This window comes from Nocardia colli (assembly GCF_008704205.1).
Lineage (GTDB): Bacteria > Actinomycetota > Actinomycetes > Mycobacteriales > Mycobacteriaceae > Nocardia > Nocardia colli.
In genome coordinates this window covers 13,586-31,713 of record NZ_VXLC01000016.1, presented here as the reverse complement: position 1 = coordinate 31,713, position 18,128 = coordinate 13,586, and the positions used below count along the sequence as shown (strand labels likewise).

The window sequence follows — 18,128 nt, the reverse complement described above, 5'->3', positions numbered from 1 at the left end:
TGTTCCAGGGTTCGTCCACCAATTGCCCGCGTAGCGAAGCGATCTCGGAGCCGATGTTGGCGCGCAGAGTTCTCTGGTGTAGTCGGGCGCTCGGTCAGCACGATCCATGCCTCCCACGTGTTGGATCGTGCTGCCCGGCATAGGTCTTCCCACCCCTTCGCGGCTTCCGAGGTCGCGAAACGCGCCTCCCACCCACCTGGCCGCGCAGGTGGCGCGACCCGATCACCCCGCTTGGCCGGCATCTTCAATCCCCCACTGGTTCGGTCACCGGACCGAAGTCGTCGTCCAACGGACCGGACAGTTGCTCAGCGAGGACCGGGTCGGCGTAAATCGCCGCGGTGCTTCGCCATTCCACGATTGCCTGCGCGAGCACGGACCACTGGCCCAGCTCCGCCGAGGCCTGGAAAGCACGGGCAAAGTCTTTGACGAACCGTGCTTGGGCTTCCAGCGGAAGCACGTCGACCCACGGAAACTCGTCCAGCAGGGCACGCGCCGCGATATCGGCAGGCAAGTGAATCAGTACGTTACGCAGCGCGCGTGCGGCGGTGATCGAACCTTCGGACGTCTCCTGAGCACGGTCTTCCCGAATCAGCAACAAAGGCGCACCATCACGACGCCGCACCCGGACGTCGCCCTGATCGGCCAGCTTGGCGACCGCCTTGGGGTCGCGTTGTAGCTCGCTCCACTGCACCTCAGTAACCATGGCTCTATTCTGAACTTTTTCAGAAGTCTTGCCAAGTCTCCAGCGCCGCGCGGCGTGCCACGTCACGGGGGTAGGAACACGACTCGGCCCCGGCAGGTCAAAGGCCTTGCCGGGGCCGAGGGTTCGGGTTACTGGATGGCGAACTGGCGGGCGAGGGCCCAGATGATGAGGATGTCGATGGCGATGATGACGAGGGACCAGAAGGGGTAGATGGGGGCGAAGAGGAAGTTGTCGAGGATGCTGATCGCGGCCATCACGATGCCGGCCAGGTAGCCCCAGGTTTTGCCGGTGACTATGGCGAAGCCGGCGATCAGGACGAGGGCGGCGATCGCGAGGTGGATCCAGCCCCAGGCGGTAACGTCGACCAGGAAGACCTGGTCCTTGGTGACGACGAAGATGTCGCGGCCCGCGATGGCGGCAATCGCGGTCAATAGGTGCAGCAGGCCGGTGATGAGGATGAGGACGCCGGCGAAGATGGTCATGTCGTTGAGCACCGGGCCGGTCCGGACGGGTCCGGGACTGGTCATGAGACACACTCCTTCCGAGACGCGGGTACACCTTTCGGCCCAACGTAGCGGCTGATCAAGCAAACATTCGGCGATCTCGCGCGGCGCGCCCGCACCGATGTGGCTGTTCGGGCGATCGTGGCGCAGAATGGGGGCCGCACGCGATGGCTCCCGGCGTTTCTCGCCTCGGTGACATGCATCGCTGCGACACAAGGTGTTGTGCTGCACGGACTTGTCACCCCCAAGGAGTAGTGTCCCGGGGAGAGAAGATCCGTCACGGCAGCGGGCTCGGGAAAGGTGTGGAGGCAGGATGAAACTGATCGATCGGGTATCGGCCATCAACTGGAATCGGGTGCCCGACGAGAAGGATGCCGAGGTCTGGGACCGGCTGACCGGCAACTTCTGGCTGCCCGAGAAGGTTCCGGTGTCCAACGACATCCCCTCGTGGGGCACGTTGACCGCCGATGAGAAGCAGCTGACCATGCGGGTCTTCACCGGCCTCACGCTGCTGGACACCATCCAGGGCACGGTCGGCGCGGTGAGCCTGATCCCGGACGCGCTGACCCCGCACGAGGAGGCGGTGTACACCAACATCGCGTTCATGGAATCGGTGCACGCGAAGAGCTACAGCTCGATCTTCTCCACGCTGTGCTCCACCAGGGAGATCGACGACGCGTTCCGCTGGTCGGAGGAGAACCGCAACCTGCAGCGCAAAGCCGAGATCGTGCTGGACTACTACAACGGCGACGATCCGCTCAAGCGCAAGGTGGCCTCGACGCTGCTGGAGAGCTTCCTCTTCTACTCGGGCTTCTACCTGCCGATGTACTGGTCGTCGCGGGCCAAGCTCACCAACACCGCCGACCTGATCCGGTTGATCATCCGCGACGAGGCCGTGCACGGCTACTACATCGGCTACAAGTACCAGAAGGGCTTGGAGCTGGTCAGCGAGGCCGAGCGCGAGGAGCTGAAGAACTACACCTTCGAGCTGCTGTTCGAGCTGTACGACAACGAGGTCGAATACACCCAGGACCTCTACGACGAGGTCGGCCTCACCGAGGACGTCAAGAAGTTCCTGCGCTACAACGCGAACAAGGCGCTGATGAACCTCGGCTACGAGGGCCTGTTCCCGAAGGACGAGACCGAGGTGAATCCGGCCATCCTGTCGGCGCTTTCACCGAACGCGGACGAGAACCACGACTTCTTCTCCGGGTCGGGTTCGAGCTACGTGATCGGCAAGGCCGTGAACACCGAAGACGAAGACTGGGAGTTCTGAGCGAACCTCTCGGCTGAGACGGCGGCGGATTCTTCCGCCGCCGTCTTGCGTTGACACCGGCGACAACGTTTAGCGTGGCCGTGACGGTCGCTCGGAGGAGGTCGGATGCTGATCGGTGAGCTGGCGCAACAGGCCGGCACGAGTACCCGCACCCTGCGGTACTACGAGCAGCACGGGCTGGTGCGGGCGAGCCGCTCCACCAACGGATATCGGGTCTACGACGCGACGGAACTACCGGTGGTGCGCAAGATTCGGACGTTGCTCGCGGACGGCTTCGCCTTGGACGACATCCACCCCTTCATCACCTGCCTGCGGGCCGGCCACAGCTCCGGGGATGTGTGCCCGGACTCGGTCGCGGTGCTGCGGCGCAAGCTCGACGAGGTGGACGACGCACTCACCCGGCTGGCCGCGTTGCGGGGGCAATTGCAGGACCGGATCGCCGGCGCCGAGCAGCCGCCTGCCTGCCAGTTCTCCTGACCTCCTGTCCGGCAACCGGTCTCGATGGGCCGGTTGCGCGATCGTCGCTGCCCACGTCAGCCGAGGAACACCGATGAAGTTTGCGATCAGTTACAGCACACCGTTCTACGGGGCCGACCCGGACCGGATCATCGCCTTCGCCCAGCATGCGGAGGCCTGCGGATTCGAGGGGCTGTATCTCCCGGATCACATCGCGCTGTATCCGGGTGCGAAGGTCGGCAACTTCGAGATGCCTGCCACACTCCCCTATCCCGATCCGCTGGACTGCCTGAGTTTCGTCGCCGCGGCAACCCAGCGGCTCCTGCTCGGCACCGGCGTGCTGCTGCTGCCCTACCGGCACCCGGTGCTGCTGGCCAAACGTCTCGCGACCATCGATGTGCTCTCGCGCGGGCGGATGCGGTTGCTGACCGTCGGGTTGGGCACGCTGCCGGGCGAAGCGACGGCGACGGGCGTCGACTTCGCCACCCGCGGGCGGCGCACCGACGAAGCGATCGACGTGCTGCGACTGCTGTGGTCCGGCGATGCGGAGGGGTCAGCTTCGACGGCGAGTTCTTCGCCTTCGACTCGCTGGTCAGCTTCCCGAAACCCGTTGGCGTGCCGCAGCTGCCGATCCACGTCGGCGGCTCCAGCCGAGCCGCCGCCCGCCGAGCCGGCCGACGTGGCGACGGCTACTTCCCCGGCGGGATGCTCGGCCCTGCCGAACGCGCCGCTCAACTCGACCTCGCCCGTTCGGAAGCCGTTGCCGCAGGCCGTGATCCGGACGCGCTCGAATACACCCGCTGGGGATCGATCGACATGCCCGCCGAGCGCGTCGCCGGACTGGCCGCCGAAGGGGTGACCCGGATCGTCATCGGCAGCATCGATCCCGAGGACCAGTTCGACGAGATGTCCCGCTTCGCCGAACGATTCGGCCTCGGCGACTGATCTACCCGGGGCCCCGGCACTCCCTTCAGTGCCGGGGCCCGCATGCGGGTCGCCCGCCGAATTACTCCTCGCCGAAGACCTTTCGGAGCAGGCGCAGCACCTCCCCACTGTCGGCCGCGAGTCCGCCCACATCGAACCGGACGGCACCGACCACGCGCTCCAGCGAGCGCAGTCGCTCATCGATCGTCCGCGCTCGATCCGCGAGCACCGACAGTCCGAACTCCAGGTGGGCGTCCCGATTCTCCATGGCATCCAGCTGCCATTTCAAATCCTCATCCATTTTCAATAACACCCTTCCGAAAAGGGAACTCCATTCTGGAATGTTCCTGTTGTAGTGCATTTCCGAGCAATTCGGTCAATCGGCGAACTTCCATTACAGTCAGCTGGTTGTATGTCCCCGGAAGCCGATTCGGTTCGGCGGTCCGGACATACAAGTGCACCATCGCAGCCACACCGACGGAACCCTTCCGGGGCGGAGCCAGGCGAATATTCGGGAAGGTTCCAAAGTTGCTGCCATACAGAGGTTCCAGAATGAACTCATCGTTAGCGACCTTCGGAGATGCAGCCATGACAACTGGTTCGACCCTTCCCCGCAGGCTACTGGCCCGCGAGCTCCGCCGAGCCCGCGAAGCGGCGAGTGTGAGCGCGGAAGCCGCACGCAGCGCGATCGGCGTCAGCAAACAGACATTCTGGCGGATGGAGAACGGGATCCCGATCAGATTGAACCCGTTGTTCATCAAGCGGCTGTGCGAGATCTATGACGCGTCGACGGAGCTGACGCAGGTGCTGTTGACGCTCACCGAGGAAACGAAATCCAAGGGGTGGTGGCATGCGTTCGACAGCGCGATCCCCAAGAGCTTCGGGCTGTTCGTCAGCTTGGAAGACGCCGCCCACCACGTGGTTTCGTATCAAACGGCGCTCATACCGGGGCTGTTGCAGACCGCCGAATACCGCCGAGCATTGATCTGGACCGCATACCCGACCATGTCGCCAGAAGAAGCTGAGACCGCGGTACAGATTGGAACCCAACGGCAAGCTCGACTGACCGGCATCAAACCAATCACTCTCGATGCATTCATAGACGAGTCCGCGCTGCGTCGCCGAACCGGTGGTGCAGACGTCATGGTAGGCCAGTTGCATCAATTGGCCGAGGTCACGCAACTCGCGAATGTCTCAGTGCGAGTGGTTCCCGCAACGGCCGGCTTCTATCAAGGCCTACTGGTTGGAATGTTCGTAATTTTGGAGTTCCCGCCGCACTCGACGGCATATCTAACCGAGCCTCCCGTGGTCTACGTACAAGGATTCACCGGAGATATGTATTTGGAGCGCTCAGAGGAGATCATCGCGTATCGTAACGCATGTACGGAAATCAAACGCCTGGCGCTTGGTGACAGGGAGAGCCAGGCACTCATTCTCGATATTGCAAAGGAGTACACAAATGAATGTTGACCTGACCGAGGCACGGTGGTTCAAGAGCACGCGCAGTAGTGGCACGAAAGACTGCGTCGAGATAGCACATCTCGACGGCGGCATGGTCGGAGTCCGCGACTCCAAAAACCCCACCGGCCCAGCTCTGGTCTTCACCCCCGGAGAATGGGACGCCTTCACCGCAGGCGTCACCGACGGTGAGTTCAACCGCCCCTAACACCCATTGAATACGTGAGACCCCCACTACCCGTGGGGGTCTCACTTCTATCTACCCATCTGCCCGCTCGAACTACCTGCTGCCGTTGGGCTTCCGCAAGATGCCCAGGATCTGGGCGATATCCGACTTCATGCCGCCGACATCCGACTTCAAGCCGTCGATGTCCAACTTCATGCCGCCGATGTCCAACTTCATGGTGCCGATATCCGACTCCACCGTCGACATACGACAGCTCAACAACTCCTGACTGGTTGCCAGGTTGCCGATGTCGACACTCATGGAGATCAACCGCGACGCCACCGACCGACCATCGAGGTCGCCGATGCTCGCGCGGATCCCGGCCATACCGGCATCGAGGTCATCCAACCTCGAGTGCACGGCGCCGAACTCGTCCTCGAATCGGGTCACCGTGACAGTATCGCGCGTGATCTGCTGATCTCGCCAGATCTCCAGCTCGTGCACCCGCTCTTCCAAAGACTTCCCGCTGCTACCCATGGGTCGAGCCTCCCCTCGTCCGTTACCGCATCGTGATGTTCGGACAGATCGTATCCTCGCGCACCGACACCACCGGGCGGTCTGGGCGAGAGATTCGGGAAATCACGCGAATTGCCGAAAACTGGCTGTCCAGTTAGGAACCCGGCAGTCCACTCTGGAACCCGCCCGTCCATTCAGGAACCCGGCTATCCGTTCAGGAACCTCAGTAGTTCGTCGGTGACGAACTGAGGGTTTTCCTCGACCAGCCAGTGACCGGCGTGCGGAACGTCCACTGCGCGGACGATATTGGTCATTCGCGGGGCGGCGGTGGCCTGGATCGCAGCGACCTGCCCTTGGGCGGCCATGAGCAGCGTCGGGACGGATGTCGGGGCGACCGCGATGGTGTCGGTGACGTCTTTGTCGAGGGTGCGGTAGAGGTTGAAGCCGCCGGTGAGGGCTTCGGGGCGGCTGTAGGTGCGGGCGTACTCGGTTATTTCGGTGTCGGTGAACGGGGAGTGGTCCGAGGTGCCGCCGAAAGCTGTTCCGCCGTAGGAGACCTGGGGGTAGAACAGGGCCAGGTAGTCGCGGACGTCGTCACTGACCACCGCCTCGGGAACCCGCGGTTGAGCGTGAAAGGCGATGTGCCAGCTCAGGGTCCGATAGGTGGACGCGTCGATCGCCGGGCCGGGCAGGGGCAGATCCAGGTACCCGAGGCGTGCCGTATCCGCGGGGAACTGGGCGGCGTATTGGAAGGCCACCGCAGCGCCGAAGTCGTGCCCGATGACGCGGGCGTCACGGATGCCGAGACGGTCGGCGATCAGGGTGTGCACGTAGCGGGCCAGCGTGGCCTTGTCGTAGCCGGTCGGTGAGCCGGTGCTGTCGCCGAGACCGGGGAGATCTACGGCGTAGACGGTGTGCTGTTCGGCGAGCGCGGGCATGATCGGCCACCAGCCGAACCAGGTTTGCGGCCAGCCGTGGATCAGCACCACCGGCGTGCCGGTGCCGCCCTTCACATAGTGCATCCGGACGCCGTCGACGTCGGCGAACTCGTGCTCGAAGGTCTGCTCGAACTTCGAGTCGCCTTGGGTGGCGGCGGCGTAGGCGGAAACCTCGGCGGCGGTCGTCGTGGCGCAGGCTCCGGCGCCGACCGCGAGCAGGAGGGTGAGCGCGACGGTCGCCATCGCTTGCGCGGATCGGCGAAACTGGCGCGGCTGTAGTGCGGTGCGCATGGAATTCTCTCCTGGAGAGGGTGATTGGGGGTTCAGCGCCCGGTCGCGCCGTCGATCAGCTCACGGATGATGTCGGCGTGACCGGCATGCCGGCCGGTCTCCTCGATCATGTGGGCGAGAGCCCAGCGGACGCTGGGCGCAGGGCGTCCCGGTCGCGGGATGGGTGCGGTGAGATCGGTGCAGCTATCGAGGACCTCGTTCGCTCGGTCGACCGCTTCCCGATAACGGGCGACGACATCGGCCACGGAGTCGGTCGGCGCTGCTCGAAACGTCGCCTGCCAGTCGGTCACGTTGTCCCCCAGGAACATCGAGCGCTCGACGAACGTCAGGTGATTCAGCAGACCGAGCAGGTTCGTACCCGACGGCACTGCGGCGGTTCGCACTTGCGGTTCGGGAGCGCCGTCGACCTTCGCGGCGATCGAGTCCCGGAGGTAGTCGAGAAACCCACGGAGAGTGTCGATCTCGCTGCTCCCGGTCCGCGGCGGCGGAGCATCACGGCGCTTACGGCGCGAGGTGGCCGGCATGGTCACCTCCGATGCCGCGGCGGATGAGCAGGACGTGATCGGTGACCTCGGCGGTGCGCCCGCCAGGCCCCGTCGCGATCCGGCGGGGCGCGTCGGCCCGTTCGACCAGCCACTCCGACGGATCCAGATCGATACCCGCGGCGATCTCCCGCGGACTCGGATACCGCAGGTCGGGATCCTGGTTCCAGGACCACGGCGCGGTCGAACCATGGTCCACGACCAGCAACCGCCCACCCGGACGCAACGCGTGCGCCGCCGCGCGCAGGACGGTCGCCCGGTCCAGGTCGAACGCGGTGTGCAGATATTGGGCACTGACCAGGTCGAACTGTCCCTGAGGGAACGACTTGTGCAGGTCATGCTGCTCGGCGCCGACCAGTTCACCCAGGCCACGGGCGTCAGCAAGACCGGTCAGCCGCGCGACCGCAACGGCCGAGATGTCAACGGCGACAACCTTCCATCCCTGACCGGCCAACCACAGCGCATCGCCCCCGTCACCGCACCCGAGATCCAGCACATCGCCGGTCGGCAAACCCGAAACCAGCTCAGCAAGACGGACATTCGGCCGCGGATCGGTGGCGGCCGGACGGCCCGCGTAGACACCGTCCCAGAACGCGACCGCATCGGTGCTGCTCATCGAGACTCCTTACTGTCGAGACCCGTTCAGTCTCGCCAGCCACACCTCGATCTGGCACGAAAAATTGCGGTTCCGGCAAGATGGTCCGATGGACCGGGAAACCGAAGACGTGCTCGATGTGGTCGGACCACGACTGCGCGCGCTGCGCCGCGACCGCGGCATCACCCTCGCCGACCTCGCCGCGACGACCGGCGTATCGGAGAGCACCCTCTCCCGCCTGGAGAGTGGTCAGCGCCGCGCGACCCTGGAACTCCTGCTGCCGCTGGCCCGCACCTACGACGTCCCGCTGGACGATCTCGTCGGCGCCCCGCGCACCGGCGACCCGCGCATCCACCTGAAACCGATCCGCCGCTACGGGATGGTCTTCATCCCGCTGTCCCGGCGACCGGGCGGCACGCAGGCGTTCAAGATGATGATCCCGGCCGTCCCGGAACCGCTCGAACCGACGCCGCAGACCCACGACGGCTTCGAATGGCTATATGTGCTCAACGGCCGCCTGCGGCTGGTGCTCGGCGAGCGCGACCTGATCCTGCCGCCCGGCGAAGCCGCCGAATTCGACACGTCCCTGCCGCACTGGCTCGGCAGCGCCGACGGGAAAGCGGTCGAACTGCTCATCCTGTTCGGGTTGCAAGGCGTGCGGTCACACGTGCACCCCACCAAGTCCTGACACACGACTGTGCCGCCGCACCCGAGGGGAGATGCGGCGGCGCAGCGGCGATCTCAGTGGCCGACGACCACCAGCACGAACTGCTGCGTCGGATTGTTCTGCGCCGGACGACTCACCACCCCGTAGTCCTTCGCGTCGTACTCGTGCGCGTCCACGTACCGATTGTTGGACGCCTGCTGGATCGTGTACTTCCCGCCGCCGAGGGAATTGAAGTGCCACACCTGCGTGGAGTTGTTCTGGGCGGGCCGAGTGACCAGGTGGTAGTCGAGGGACTCGATCTCGTGGGCGTCCAGGTAGCGTTTGCTGCTCACCTGCTGCACCGTGCCGGTGCCGGTGCCGCTGTCGTCCCAGTGGATGCGCCACTGCTGGCTGGTGTCGCCTTGCTTCGGCCGAGTGACCACGTTGTAGTCGTGCGTCCCGTCGTTCCAGGCGTCGAGGTAGCGACCACTCGACACCTGCTGGATCGTGACGATGTCGTCCGGCTGCGCGGCGTGCGCGGTGGCGGGAACGACGGCGGCGACGGCGGTGAGGGCGCCGAAGAACAATCCTGCTGCGGTGCGGCTGATGAAGTGTGTCAAGGTCGGATCTCTCTGGTGGAAGGTGCCTGCCGAACCAATGTTCGAGCAAACGCGACCGACCAGATAGGCACCCTGAGGAGGCCAGATGGCCGCCGGAGGGTGCGGAAATCACCCCATAGGGTCCTCACGCCTGCAGTGCCAGTTCCAATCCGGCGGCGACCCGGTCCAACGGATCGGTGTTGCCCTCGGTCCGGCACAGGACGAGCGCGCCTTCGAGCCCGGCGATGAGCAGAGTCGCCAGATTCGCGGCGTCTGCCTCGTCGATTCCGTTGCGCTGCAAGCATTCCTGGAAGGGGCGCGCCCATCGCCGGAAGATCGCACCGGCGGCGGCGAGCAACTCGGCGTCGTCGGGGCCCGCGCCGAGCGCGACGGCAGCGACCGGGCAGCCCGGCGGATGACCGCCCCCGGTCATGGCCAGCTTCGCGCCGCCCAGGATCGCGTGCATCGCGGGGATGGGCGCTTGGGTCGCGCACACCGCTTCGATGGCCGGGCCGACCACACCATCGATGAACGCCAAGACCTCTTCGGCCAGTTCGGTCTTGCCACGCGGGAAGTGGTGATAGATGACGCCGCGGTGCGTCCCGGCCTTCGCCACCACCTCGCGGAAGCCGGTCGCGGCGTAGCCCTGCCCGCGAAACAGCAACGTCGCGTGCCGGATCATCCGCGCCCGGGTGTCCTTCGCCACTAGCTGCCTCCCGATTCGGCCATTGACTAAGACAGTAGTCCTAGAACATACTCACAACCACTTTCTAGGACGACTGGCTTAGAAATGCGGGCGTGCGCGGCACTCCCGGACACCCGACCGAGAGGACCGCCCCGTGTCGTTCGCCGCCTTCCGTCTGCTGGTCCTGCGCTATGTCACCGCCGTGCTGGAAACCCCGTTGCAGTTCTTCGTTTTCCTGGCCGGGGCCTGGTTCACCACCAACGGTGTGATCGCCTTCGGCATCTATCCGGACATGGCGTTCGGCGGCAGCATGCATTCGTGCACGATCCAGTTCCTCGGCTTCATCCCGGTCACCGTCAACGGCTGGCACGCGCTGTTCCACCTGCTCACCGGCCTGGCCGGGCTCGCCGTCGCGCCCGTTCGCGCCCGCGCCGCCGGCTACACCTGGACCTGCGGCCCGTTCTACCTACTCGTCGCCGCGCTGGGCTTCACCGGCGGCGACCACGTCCTGCACATGATGGCGGTCGACACCTTCGGCAATATCGTGCACACCATCGAGGGCAGCCTCATCCTGATCGCCGGCGGCGCGACCGCGCTCGCCGCACGACGCGGCTGACCCAGCACATCCGAAGCTCTGGTGCCACGATGCGTCTCGGCGACACGGTCAAGCGTGCGCGACGGGCTCCGGCCGGACGCCCGGCTTGTTCGTCAGCGCGACGACATCGCCCTTGCGCCGCACCGTGACTCGCGCCGCACCGCCGCGCCGGTCGTGGGCGGCGCGGCGGATCTGCTGCGGGGTCGCGCCGAACCAGCGGCGCGCGGCGCGGGTGAATGCGGATTGTTCACGCAGGCCGATCAGCGTGGTGATCTGGGACATCGGCATGTCGGTCTCGCACAGCAACCGACGCGCGGCATCCCGGCGGGCGCCGTCGAGGACTTCGGTGAACGTCGTCCCCTCGCCCGCGAGCGCACGTTGCAGCGTGCGCTCATGGATGGACAGCGTGCGTGCGACCGCCTCGATGTCGGGTCTGCCCCGGGTGATCAATCCGTCGATCGCGACCCGGACCTTGGTCGCCATCGAGTTACCCGGCTCCGAGCACTTTTCGGTCAGGAAGTGCACGGCCATCGTGTACACGGTGGCGTCGCCGCCCACGGTCGGCCGCGCGAGCAACTCCGCCGGAATCCGCAGCAGCGTGGTATCGGCGTCGAATCGCACTTCGGCGCCGAAGAATTCGGCGTAGCGCGCGGCCGGCGCGAGCGGTGGATGGGGCAGGTGGACCGAACGTAAGCCGTAGTCGCCGTCGACGGCTTGGCTCAGCATCCGATGGATGGTCCCGGCAGCGAGATCGATGCCCTGGGCGAATCCGTTGGACTCGGCCGGATCGCGGAAGTTGATCGCGACGATGCCCGGCCGGGCATCGTCGATCAGCGCGAGGGAAATACCGGTGTGCTGAGTGAACAGGAAGCGCGACGCGCAGTCGATGGCCGCGCCGACCGTCGCCGCATTGGCGAGCGCGACCGCCAGCGGTCCGATCACGGTGTCGGCCTGACGACCGGAGAGCCGCAAGCCGAAGTCGGGACAGCCGAGTTCGGCCGCGGCCAGCTCCAGCGCCCAGCCCACCGCTTCGCTGGAGATCACGGCGTCGTCGCTGTCGACCCCGGCGGCCTCGATGCCGAGGCGCTCGAGCAGGCCCGCGCCGTCGCCGCCGAGCTCATCGACGAGCGTCTGGTAGCCGCGCAGGGCAGCGGCCCGTGTCATAACCATCATCGCTGACTCCCCTAGGTCCGACCGAGTCGCCGACCTCAGCAGGAGGCCGGCGGACCCGATTGCTGGAGCGTAGCGGAGCCGGTGCTGTCGGCGGAAGATAAAACTTTGTCGCCACAGAGCAATTCCACGCCCCGCCGACCCGGACATACTCATGCGGCTCGAGATCGGGTCACGGCGTGCGACCGCGCAGACCAGCGATCCAGCACCGGGATTCAACGTCGACTTGGAACGGATCGAGATGAGCTTGCGCGCCAGAACGAAGCGGTTCGCCCCACTAGCGACGATGATCGTCGCGGTCATCACCTGCGCGCCCTTCCTCACCCCACTGGCTACGGCCGAGCCACCGGACGGGTTCACCGATATCGACGGCGGGCAGTACGCGCCGGCTTGGACGGCCGCGGTCGACGGGCCGCAGCCGTACTCCGGTATCCTCTCCGATCTCGCGATACCGGTCACCATGAGCGACGGCACCGTGATCAAGCTCGATGTCCAGCGTCCCGGCAACGACGGACGGGCGACCGGCGAAAAGCTGCCGACCATCGTCGAATTCGAGACCTACAACAAGATGGCGGTCAACCTGGCCTCCGCGCTCTTGCAGATCCCGGGCATCGAGGACGTGCTCCTGCCCGCCTTGGCCTCCGTCGGTGCGCCGCCGGGCTCCGGGCTGGAGGGCCTGACCGATTTCAGCAGGCAACTCGATGCCGGCCTGCTCCAGACCGCCGCGCACAACTTCGACCTGGTCAAGGGCGGCTACAACCTGGTGCATGTCGACATTCGCGGCACCGGGAGTTCCGAGGGACAGTGGCAGCTGTTCGGCGGCAAGGAACGCGACGACGCCGCCGAGGTGATCGACTGGATCACCCGGCAGTCGTGGAGCGACGGGTCCGTCGGGGTGAAAGGCACCTCCGCCACCGGCATCGCCGGGCTGCGCGCCGCCGACCGGGGCAACCCCGCGATCAAGGCCGTGTTCAGCTACATCGCCAGCGGCGACCTGGTGGACGACATCGTGATCCCCGGTGGCGCGGTGGGATTCGGCTTCGCCGCGTTCTGGCCGCTGGCGGTGAACCTGGCCAAGTTCGCGCCGGACGTCGAGGCGATCATCGCCGGCCGATTCGACCCGGCGCAGCAGCTGCGCTGGTTCCAGGACCGGCTGGCCGACCCGCTCACCTTCATGGACGTGGTCGCCAACGCGTTCACCGCGATGGACACCGGTCAGCTCACGCCGAAGACCCGCGCCCTGCTCGAGCCGGACTCGGATCGGCGAAAAGGGTTGCAGGCGAACATGAGCCAGATCGCTGCGCCGACCTTCATGGTCAGCGCCTGGTGGGATGTCTTCGGCAGCACACCGACCGAAACGTACAACGAGCTCGCGCAGACCCTGGAGCGCAAGAAGCTGATCGTCGGCGAGGGATTCCACTCGGGCGGCGGTCTCGCCGGATTCGGGCACAGCGGCATGCCGCCACGCCTGGATGTGTTGCAGCGGGCGTGGTTCGACAAGTGGCTCAAGGGAATCGACAACGGGATCGACAAGTTCAATCCGATCACCCTGAAACAGCAAGGCGGTCAATGGACTTCGGCACCATCGTTTCCGCGCACCCAAAGCACACATCGACGGATGTATCTCGAGGATCGCCATTCCGGCACCACGAACGCGCAATACGACGGCAGCCTGTCGGCCACACCCGGGCAAGCCGGCGTCACCGATCTGACCGTCGCACCCGGCCTGCTGAGCCTGTGCTCGCGCGACACCTCCCGCATCTGGGCGGGCGTTCCGTCCGTCATCATGGCCTGCGACCAGGATTCGCGGATCTGGGAACTCAACGGGCTCACCTTCACCAGCAACCCGGTGACCGAACCGACGGTGATCTCCGGCCCGATCAATGCCCACCTCAACACCGTCCTCGACCATCCGGACGGCTACTGGGTGGTCACCGTCAACGACGTCTTCCCCGACGGCCGCTCGCGCGAAATCAGTGCCGGACAGCTGGTTTCGTCGCTGCGCCAGATCGACGACACCAGGAGCACCCGGTCACCCAACGGCGATTACATCGATCCCGAGTACTACCTCGACCTCGACCGGCGCGAACTCGTCACGCCCGGAGAGCCGCTGGCCTTGGACATCGGCGTCGATCCGACCGACGCGGTGCTGCAACCCGGGCACCGGCTTCGCGTCGATATCTACGCCAGCAATCTCCCGAAAGGGTTGCCGCCCATGCCGGTTCTGGCCGACAGCCAACTCGCACCGCAGCACCTGCGGCTCGATCCGGAGCGGCCGAGCTGGTTGAACATCCCGCTCAGCGTCGCCATCCCGGAGTGACGGTCTAGCCCGCCTCGCCGCCGTCGATCAGCCGATGGCGGCGAGGTATTCGCCGTAGAACAGCATCAGGCCGACCGCGGAGGAGATACCCGCCAGCAGCCAGAAGCGGATGATGACGGTGGTTTCGGCCCACTTGCTGAGTTCGAAATGGTGATGGAAGGGGGCCATTTTGAACAGCCGGTTGCGGGTGGTGCGGAAGACGACGATCTGGAGCAGCACCGAGAGGATCTCGGCGAAGAACAGCGCGCCGACGACCGCGGTGAGCAGTTCGGTGCGGGTGGTGACCGACAGGCCGGCGAGCAATCCGCCGAGCGCCAGCGAACCGGTGTCGCCCATGAAGATCTTGGCGGGAGCCGCGTTCCACCAGAGGAATCCGATGCAGGCGCCCGCACCGGACGCGCAGACCACAGCGAGATCGAGCGGGTCGCGGACGTCGTAGCAACCGGCGCCCGGGGTCACCGCGCAGGCGTTGGTGTACTGCCAGAAGGTGATGATCACGTAGGCGCCGAGCGCGAAACTCATCGACCCGGCGGCGAGTCCGTCGAGTCCGTCGGTGATGTTCACCGCGTTGGACCAGGCCACCACCAGAAAGCTGACGACGAGCAGGAACCCGATCAACCCGAACGACACGGTCTCCACGTCCCGGACGTAGGACATGTGCCGGCTGCCCGGCGTCAGCCCGGTGCTGGCCGGGAAACGCAAGGCGAGGATGCCGAAGACGATCGCGGCGGCGAGCTGGCCGATGTATTTACCGGTCGCGGTCAGGCCGAGATTGCGCCGCTTGCGGATCTTGATGAAGTCGTCGAGGAAGCCGACGATGCCCAGTGCCGTGGCCAAGCCGAGGACGAGCAGCCCGGACGCGGACACCCCCTCCGCGTCGTGCCGGGCGCCGAGCAGATGTGCTCCCAGATACCCGGCCCACATGCCGATCAGGATCGCGATGCCGCCCATCGTGGGTGTGCCCCGCTTGGCCTGGTGGCTGGCCGGTCCGTCAGACCGGATCTCCTGGCCGACCTTTCGCCTGGTGAAGAGTTTGATCAGCAATGGCGTCAGGGTGATGGAGACCACCAGCGCGATCATCGCCGAGAACAAGATCTGTCTCATTCGCCCCTCACGCGGCCGTCATCGGAAAGTCGGGTAATTGAAACATCAACGCACAGGCACCTTTTCACTGCCCGGGTCGATCTGTTCCCGACGTCTGTCCGCACCGCTGCCCATCCACCAACCAACCATCGTCCTCGCGAATTGCCCCGACGTTAGCAAGCCGAAGTGATTCATGCGGTGTCGTGTAGTTCCGCTAAACAGCACTGCCGCGGCCGTTCCCGGAGGGCGGCCGCGGCAGTGGCGTCGGCTCAGATGCCGAGAACCAGCTTCGCGGTGGTGAAGTAGATGATCAGCCCGGTGGCATCCACGAGGGTGGTGACCATCGGCGCGGACACGACCGCGGGATCGATCCGGAGCTTCTTGGCGAGCAACGGCATGGTGCCGCCGATGGTGGCGGCCCAGCCGCAGATCAGCACCAGGGTGATGCCGACCACGACCGCGACGCGCGGCCCGACGAACAGGCCGCCGATCACCAATCCCGCTGCGGCGAGCATGGATCCGAGCACCAGGCCGACCCGGCACTCGCGCCAGATCACCTTGAACAGGTCGGTGACCCGCACCTCGCCGACGGCGAGCGCCCGCACACAGGACGTCGCGGCCTGCGCGCCCGCGTTGCCGCCCGCGCCGATGAGCAACGGAATGAACAGCGCGAGATGCGCGGCCTGTTGCAGCGTGCCCTCGAACATGTCGGTGACGCTGACCGTCAGGGTCGCGGCAAACAGCAACAGCAGCAACCACATTGCGCGATACCGGGCCAGCTGGAACACGCCGGCCGCCATGTAGTGGCCCGCCCACGGCGCCGAGCCCGCCTGCCTGGCCACGTCCTCGCTGTCCGCGGCCTCGATCACCTCGACCGCGTCGTCGATGGTGAGCAGGCCGACGAGCCGGTTCTCGCTGTCCACGACGGGCATGTTGAGGTCGTTGGTCTCGCGCATCAGCCGGGCCGCCTTCTCGGCGGAGTCGGTGGCGCGGGCGCAGACCGGTTCGGTGACGACCAGTTCGGCGATCATCGTGTCCGGCTTGCTGAGCACCAGTTCGCGCAGTTCGACGATGCCGGTCAGCCGCCGGCCCGCGTCGACTACCGGCAGCGTGTAGACGGTTTCGGCGTTGGCGCCCTTGGCCCGCACCGTGGCCAGCGCCTCGGCGACGGTCAGGTTCTGCGGCAGCGCGACGACCTCGGGGGTCATGTACTGGCCCGCCGAACCCTCCGGGTAGCCGAGCAGCGCGGCGGTCATCCGGCGTTCGCGCGGGCTCAGCCCGGCGAGCACCTTCTTGGCGACCTTCGCGGGCGCTTCGCGCAGCATGCGGGCCCGGTCGTCGGGGGCCATGCCCTCGATCAGGTCGCGGAAGCTCTGGTCCCGCAGGCCCTGCAGGATCTGCTGCTGGTCCACCGGTTCGAGTTCTTCGAAGACCGCCAGCGCCAAGTCCTTGTCCAGCAGCCGGAACGCCATGCCGGCCTGGACGGCGTCCATCCGGGCGAGTTGGTCGGCGATGACGTGCGGCGGGTGGTTGTCGAGCCAGGCGAGCGCGGCGTCGACCCGGTGGCAGTCGGCGATGTCCTGCAGCGATTCGGACAGCGACGGACGTACTTCGATGATCTGCGACATGGGATGTCCTCAGCAAATACGCGTGCGTGAATGGGAGCGCGAAAATTCACACCGCGGGCGCCGGTCCCCACCGTCGCTGATTACTCAGGAATACGAAGGGGCGACGCCGCGCGGCCTTCGACTGGGAGGTTCGTTGCGCATGACAACCCCACCTCCTACTCGTCGCTGCCGCAGACCGGTCGAGCCCACGCCATCACTGAAACGTTGATCGGACGCGAAAGCATCCCTGTGCAGGATACAGGCATTTCGGCGAAGTGTTCACCACAGCGGGGCTTCTTGGTCAGTCGACCATCCGCGGCCTGATGGTGGCTGTGACGGCGGTCTCCGCGTCGCGCCAAGTGGGGACGTGGCGCACCCAGTCGGGCACCGGATCGGGCTGCGCGCCGAAGAGATAGCGGTGCGGCACCAGGTCGCGCAGCGCGTGATGCACGTCGATCCGGTCGTCGATCATGTGCGTGATGCCGAGTTCGGCGCAGTGCCCGGCCTTGTCCGCGCGCTTGCGGCAGAAGCGCAGGTTTTCGCGCGGGATGCCGGTGCGGTCGAAGAAGTCGTGGTGGTCGAGCCACTGCCGGGTGCGCTGTTCGATCCGTTCCCCGCACTTGGAGATCACCCATGCCCGGCCCTCGAAGAGCCGGACCAGTCTGGGCAGGACGTCGAAGGCGCCGGGGCTGGGCGGGGTGCGCAGGGCCTCGTCGAGTCCGCCGGCGAGGAACACGGTGTCCGCGTCCCCGGCTTGCAAAGCCGCCCCCTGGATGACTCGGCCGAAGTCGACACCGAGTCGATGTTGTCTATCCGTATTCATTTGCATCCAAGGATGACGCGGATGACCGGGCAGGCGCGAGTGAATTTCCGGGCTGTGCCGCGCCACACAGTCAGCTGACCATTTGCCGGAAGCGAACTATGCGTATGCGTCTTTTTCGAACCTCGAGTTCGATTCTTACCTGCCCGCCAGACTGGACATCGCGGCATTCCTCGGGTTATCCGCATACATCAGGCACAACGAGCAGGCCAACCATATGCCGTGCCAGTAATAA

At 65.9% G+C, this 18,128-nt stretch carries 20 protein-coding genes and 1 pseudogene; 8 read left to right on the top strand and 13 right to left on the bottom strand.

The window, feature by feature from the left end; all coding sequences use genetic code 11:
- Positions 1-244: 244 nt before the first annotated feature.
- The gene (locus F3087_RS29605) at positions 245-703 is read right to left on the bottom strand and encodes a hypothetical protein (RefSeq protein WP_150405377.1); all 459 of its coding nucleotides are present in this window, start codon (positions 701-703) and stop codon (positions 245-247) included.
- 128 nt (positions 704-831) lie between these two features.
- Positions 832-1,230 (bottom strand): DUF7144 family membrane protein, encoded by a 399-nt coding sequence (locus F3087_RS29600; protein ID WP_150405376.1) that lies wholly within the window; start codon positions 1,228-1,230, stop codon positions 832-834.
- A 289-nt stretch (positions 1,231-1,519) separates the two neighbouring features.
- Here F3087_RS29600 and nrdF point away from each other — a divergent pair, with 289 nt between their 5' ends.
- The 3 genes and pseudogenes from nrdF (at position 1,520) to F3087_RS47190 (ending at position 3,883) form a co-directional block, all read left to right on the top strand.
- Positions 1,520-2,482, top strand: coding sequence for a class 1b ribonucleoside-diphosphate reductase subunit beta (nrdF, locus tag F3087_RS29595; RefSeq protein ID WP_150405375.1), 963 nt, complete (start codon positions 1,520-1,522; stop codon positions 2,480-2,482).
- A gap of 105 nt (positions 2,483-2,587) precedes the next feature.
- Positions 2,588-2,959, top strand: coding sequence for a MerR family transcriptional regulator (locus tag F3087_RS29590; protein ID WP_150405374.1), 372 nt, complete (start codon positions 2,588-2,590; stop codon positions 2,957-2,959).
- A 73-nt stretch (positions 2,960-3,032) separates the two neighbouring features.
- Positions 3,033-3,883, top strand: a pseudogene (locus F3087_RS47190) (TIGR03619 family F420-dependent LLM class oxidoreductase).
- A 61-nt stretch (positions 3,884-3,944) separates the two neighbouring features.
- On the opposite strand, the gene F3087_RS29580 reads toward F3087_RS47190, so the two are convergent.
- Positions 3,945-4,163 carry a hypothetical protein gene (locus tag F3087_RS29580; protein WP_150405373.1) on the bottom strand — a complete coding sequence of 73 codons (219 nt, stop codon included), beginning with the start codon at positions 4,161-4,163 and terminating at the stop codon, positions 3,945-3,947.
- 251 nt (positions 4,164-4,414) lie between these two features.
- On the opposite strand from F3087_RS29580, the gene F3087_RS29575 reads away from it, so the two are divergent.
- On the top strand, positions 4,415-5,332 hold the full coding sequence (locus F3087_RS29575) for a DUF5753 domain-containing protein (RefSeq protein WP_223885445.1): 918 nt from the start codon (positions 4,415-4,417) through the stop codon (positions 5,330-5,332).
- Complete coding sequence (locus tag F3087_RS29570; protein ID WP_150405372.1) at positions 5,322-5,528, top strand: DUF397 domain-containing protein; 207 nt, start codon at positions 5,322-5,324, stop codon at positions 5,526-5,528. The genes F3087_RS29575 and F3087_RS29570 overlap by 11 nt, the downstream gene beginning before the upstream one ends.
- A 72-nt stretch (positions 5,529-5,600) precedes the next feature.
- On the opposite strand, the gene F3087_RS29565 is transcribed toward F3087_RS29570, so the two are convergent.
- The 4 genes from F3087_RS29565 to F3087_RS29550 all read right to left on the bottom strand — a co-directional run bounded on the left by F3087_RS29565 (position 5,601) and on the right by F3087_RS29550 (position 8,389).
- Positions 5,601-6,023, bottom strand: coding sequence for a hypothetical protein (locus F3087_RS29565; RefSeq protein ID WP_150405371.1), 423 nt, complete (start codon positions 6,021-6,023; stop codon positions 5,601-5,603).
- Positions 6,024-6,208: 185 nt separating this feature from the next.
- Positions 6,209-7,231: an alpha/beta fold hydrolase gene (locus F3087_RS29560; RefSeq protein ID WP_191094206.1), complete on the bottom strand. Its 1,023-nt coding sequence runs from the start codon at positions 7,229-7,231 to the stop codon at positions 6,209-6,211.
- A gap of 32 nt (positions 7,232-7,263) precedes the next feature.
- The gene (locus F3087_RS29555; protein ID WP_150405370.1) at positions 7,264-7,755 is read right to left on the bottom strand and encodes a DinB family protein; all 492 of its coding nucleotides are present in this window, start codon (positions 7,753-7,755) and stop codon (positions 7,264-7,266) included.
- Positions 7,733-8,389: a class I SAM-dependent methyltransferase gene (locus tag F3087_RS29550; protein ID WP_150405369.1), complete on the bottom strand. Its 657-nt coding sequence runs from the start codon at positions 8,387-8,389 to the stop codon at positions 7,733-7,735. The genes F3087_RS29555 and F3087_RS29550 overlap by 23 nt, the downstream gene beginning before the upstream one ends.
- Before the next feature lie 88 nt (positions 8,390-8,477).
- Between F3087_RS29550 and F3087_RS29545 the strand changes: the two genes are divergently transcribed.
- Positions 8,478-9,056, top strand: a complete 579-nt coding sequence (locus tag F3087_RS29545; protein ID WP_150405368.1) for a helix-turn-helix domain-containing protein — start codon at positions 8,478-8,480, stop codon at positions 9,054-9,056.
- Between the two features lie 53 nt (positions 9,057-9,109).
- On the opposite strand, the gene F3087_RS29540 is transcribed toward F3087_RS29545, so the two are convergent.
- Positions 9,110-9,634 carry an RICIN domain-containing protein gene (locus tag F3087_RS29540; protein ID WP_191094205.1) on the bottom strand — a complete coding sequence of 175 codons (525 nt, stop codon included), beginning with the start codon at positions 9,632-9,634 and terminating at the stop codon, positions 9,110-9,112.
- 124 nt (positions 9,635-9,758) lie between these two features.
- Positions 9,759-10,319 carry a TetR/AcrR family transcriptional regulator gene (locus tag F3087_RS29535; RefSeq protein ID WP_150405366.1) on the bottom strand — a complete coding sequence of 187 codons (561 nt, stop codon included), beginning with the start codon at positions 10,317-10,319 and terminating at the stop codon, positions 9,759-9,761.
- Positions 10,320-10,452: 133 nt separating this feature from the next.
- Between F3087_RS29535 and F3087_RS29530 the strand changes: the two genes are divergently transcribed.
- A complete protein-coding gene (locus F3087_RS29530) occupies positions 10,453-10,914 on the top strand; it encodes a DUF4383 domain-containing protein (RefSeq protein ID WP_150405365.1) in 462 nt (153 codons plus the stop codon).
- A 48-nt stretch (positions 10,915-10,962) separates the two neighbouring features.
- Here the strand turns inward: F3087_RS29530 and F3087_RS29525 are convergent, their stop codons facing one another.
- Complete coding sequence (locus tag F3087_RS29525; RefSeq protein ID WP_150405364.1) at positions 10,963-12,066, bottom strand: AraC family transcriptional regulator; 1,104 nt, start codon at positions 12,064-12,066, stop codon at positions 10,963-10,965.
- A 151-nt stretch (positions 12,067-12,217) separates the two neighbouring features.
- On the opposite strand from F3087_RS29525, the gene F3087_RS29520 reads away from it, so the two are divergent.
- Positions 12,218-14,383, top strand: coding sequence for a CocE/NonD family hydrolase (locus F3087_RS29520; protein ID WP_223885444.1), 2,166 nt, complete (start codon positions 12,218-12,220; stop codon positions 14,381-14,383).
- Positions 14,384-14,410: 27 nt separating this feature from the next.
- Here the strand turns inward: F3087_RS29520 and mraY are convergent, their stop codons facing one another.
- The 3 genes from mraY to F3087_RS29505 all read right to left on the bottom strand — a co-directional run bounded on the left by mraY (position 14,411) and on the right by F3087_RS29505 (position 17,896).
- Positions 14,411-15,487 carry a phospho-N-acetylmuramoyl-pentapeptide-transferase gene (mraY, locus tag F3087_RS29515; protein WP_150405363.1) on the bottom strand — a complete coding sequence of 359 codons (1,077 nt, stop codon included), beginning with the start codon at positions 15,485-15,487 and terminating at the stop codon, positions 14,411-14,413.
- A gap of 248 nt (positions 15,488-15,735) precedes the next feature.
- A complete protein-coding gene (gene mgtE / locus F3087_RS29510; RefSeq protein ID WP_150405362.1) occupies positions 15,736-17,094 on the bottom strand; it encodes a magnesium transporter in 1,359 nt (452 codons plus the stop codon).
- Positions 17,095-17,374: 280 nt separating this feature from the next.
- Positions 17,375-17,896, bottom strand: a complete 522-nt coding sequence (locus F3087_RS29505; protein ID WP_150405361.1) for a hypothetical protein — start codon at positions 17,894-17,896, stop codon at positions 17,375-17,377.
- Between the last annotated feature and the right edge of the window lie 232 nt (positions 17,897-18,128).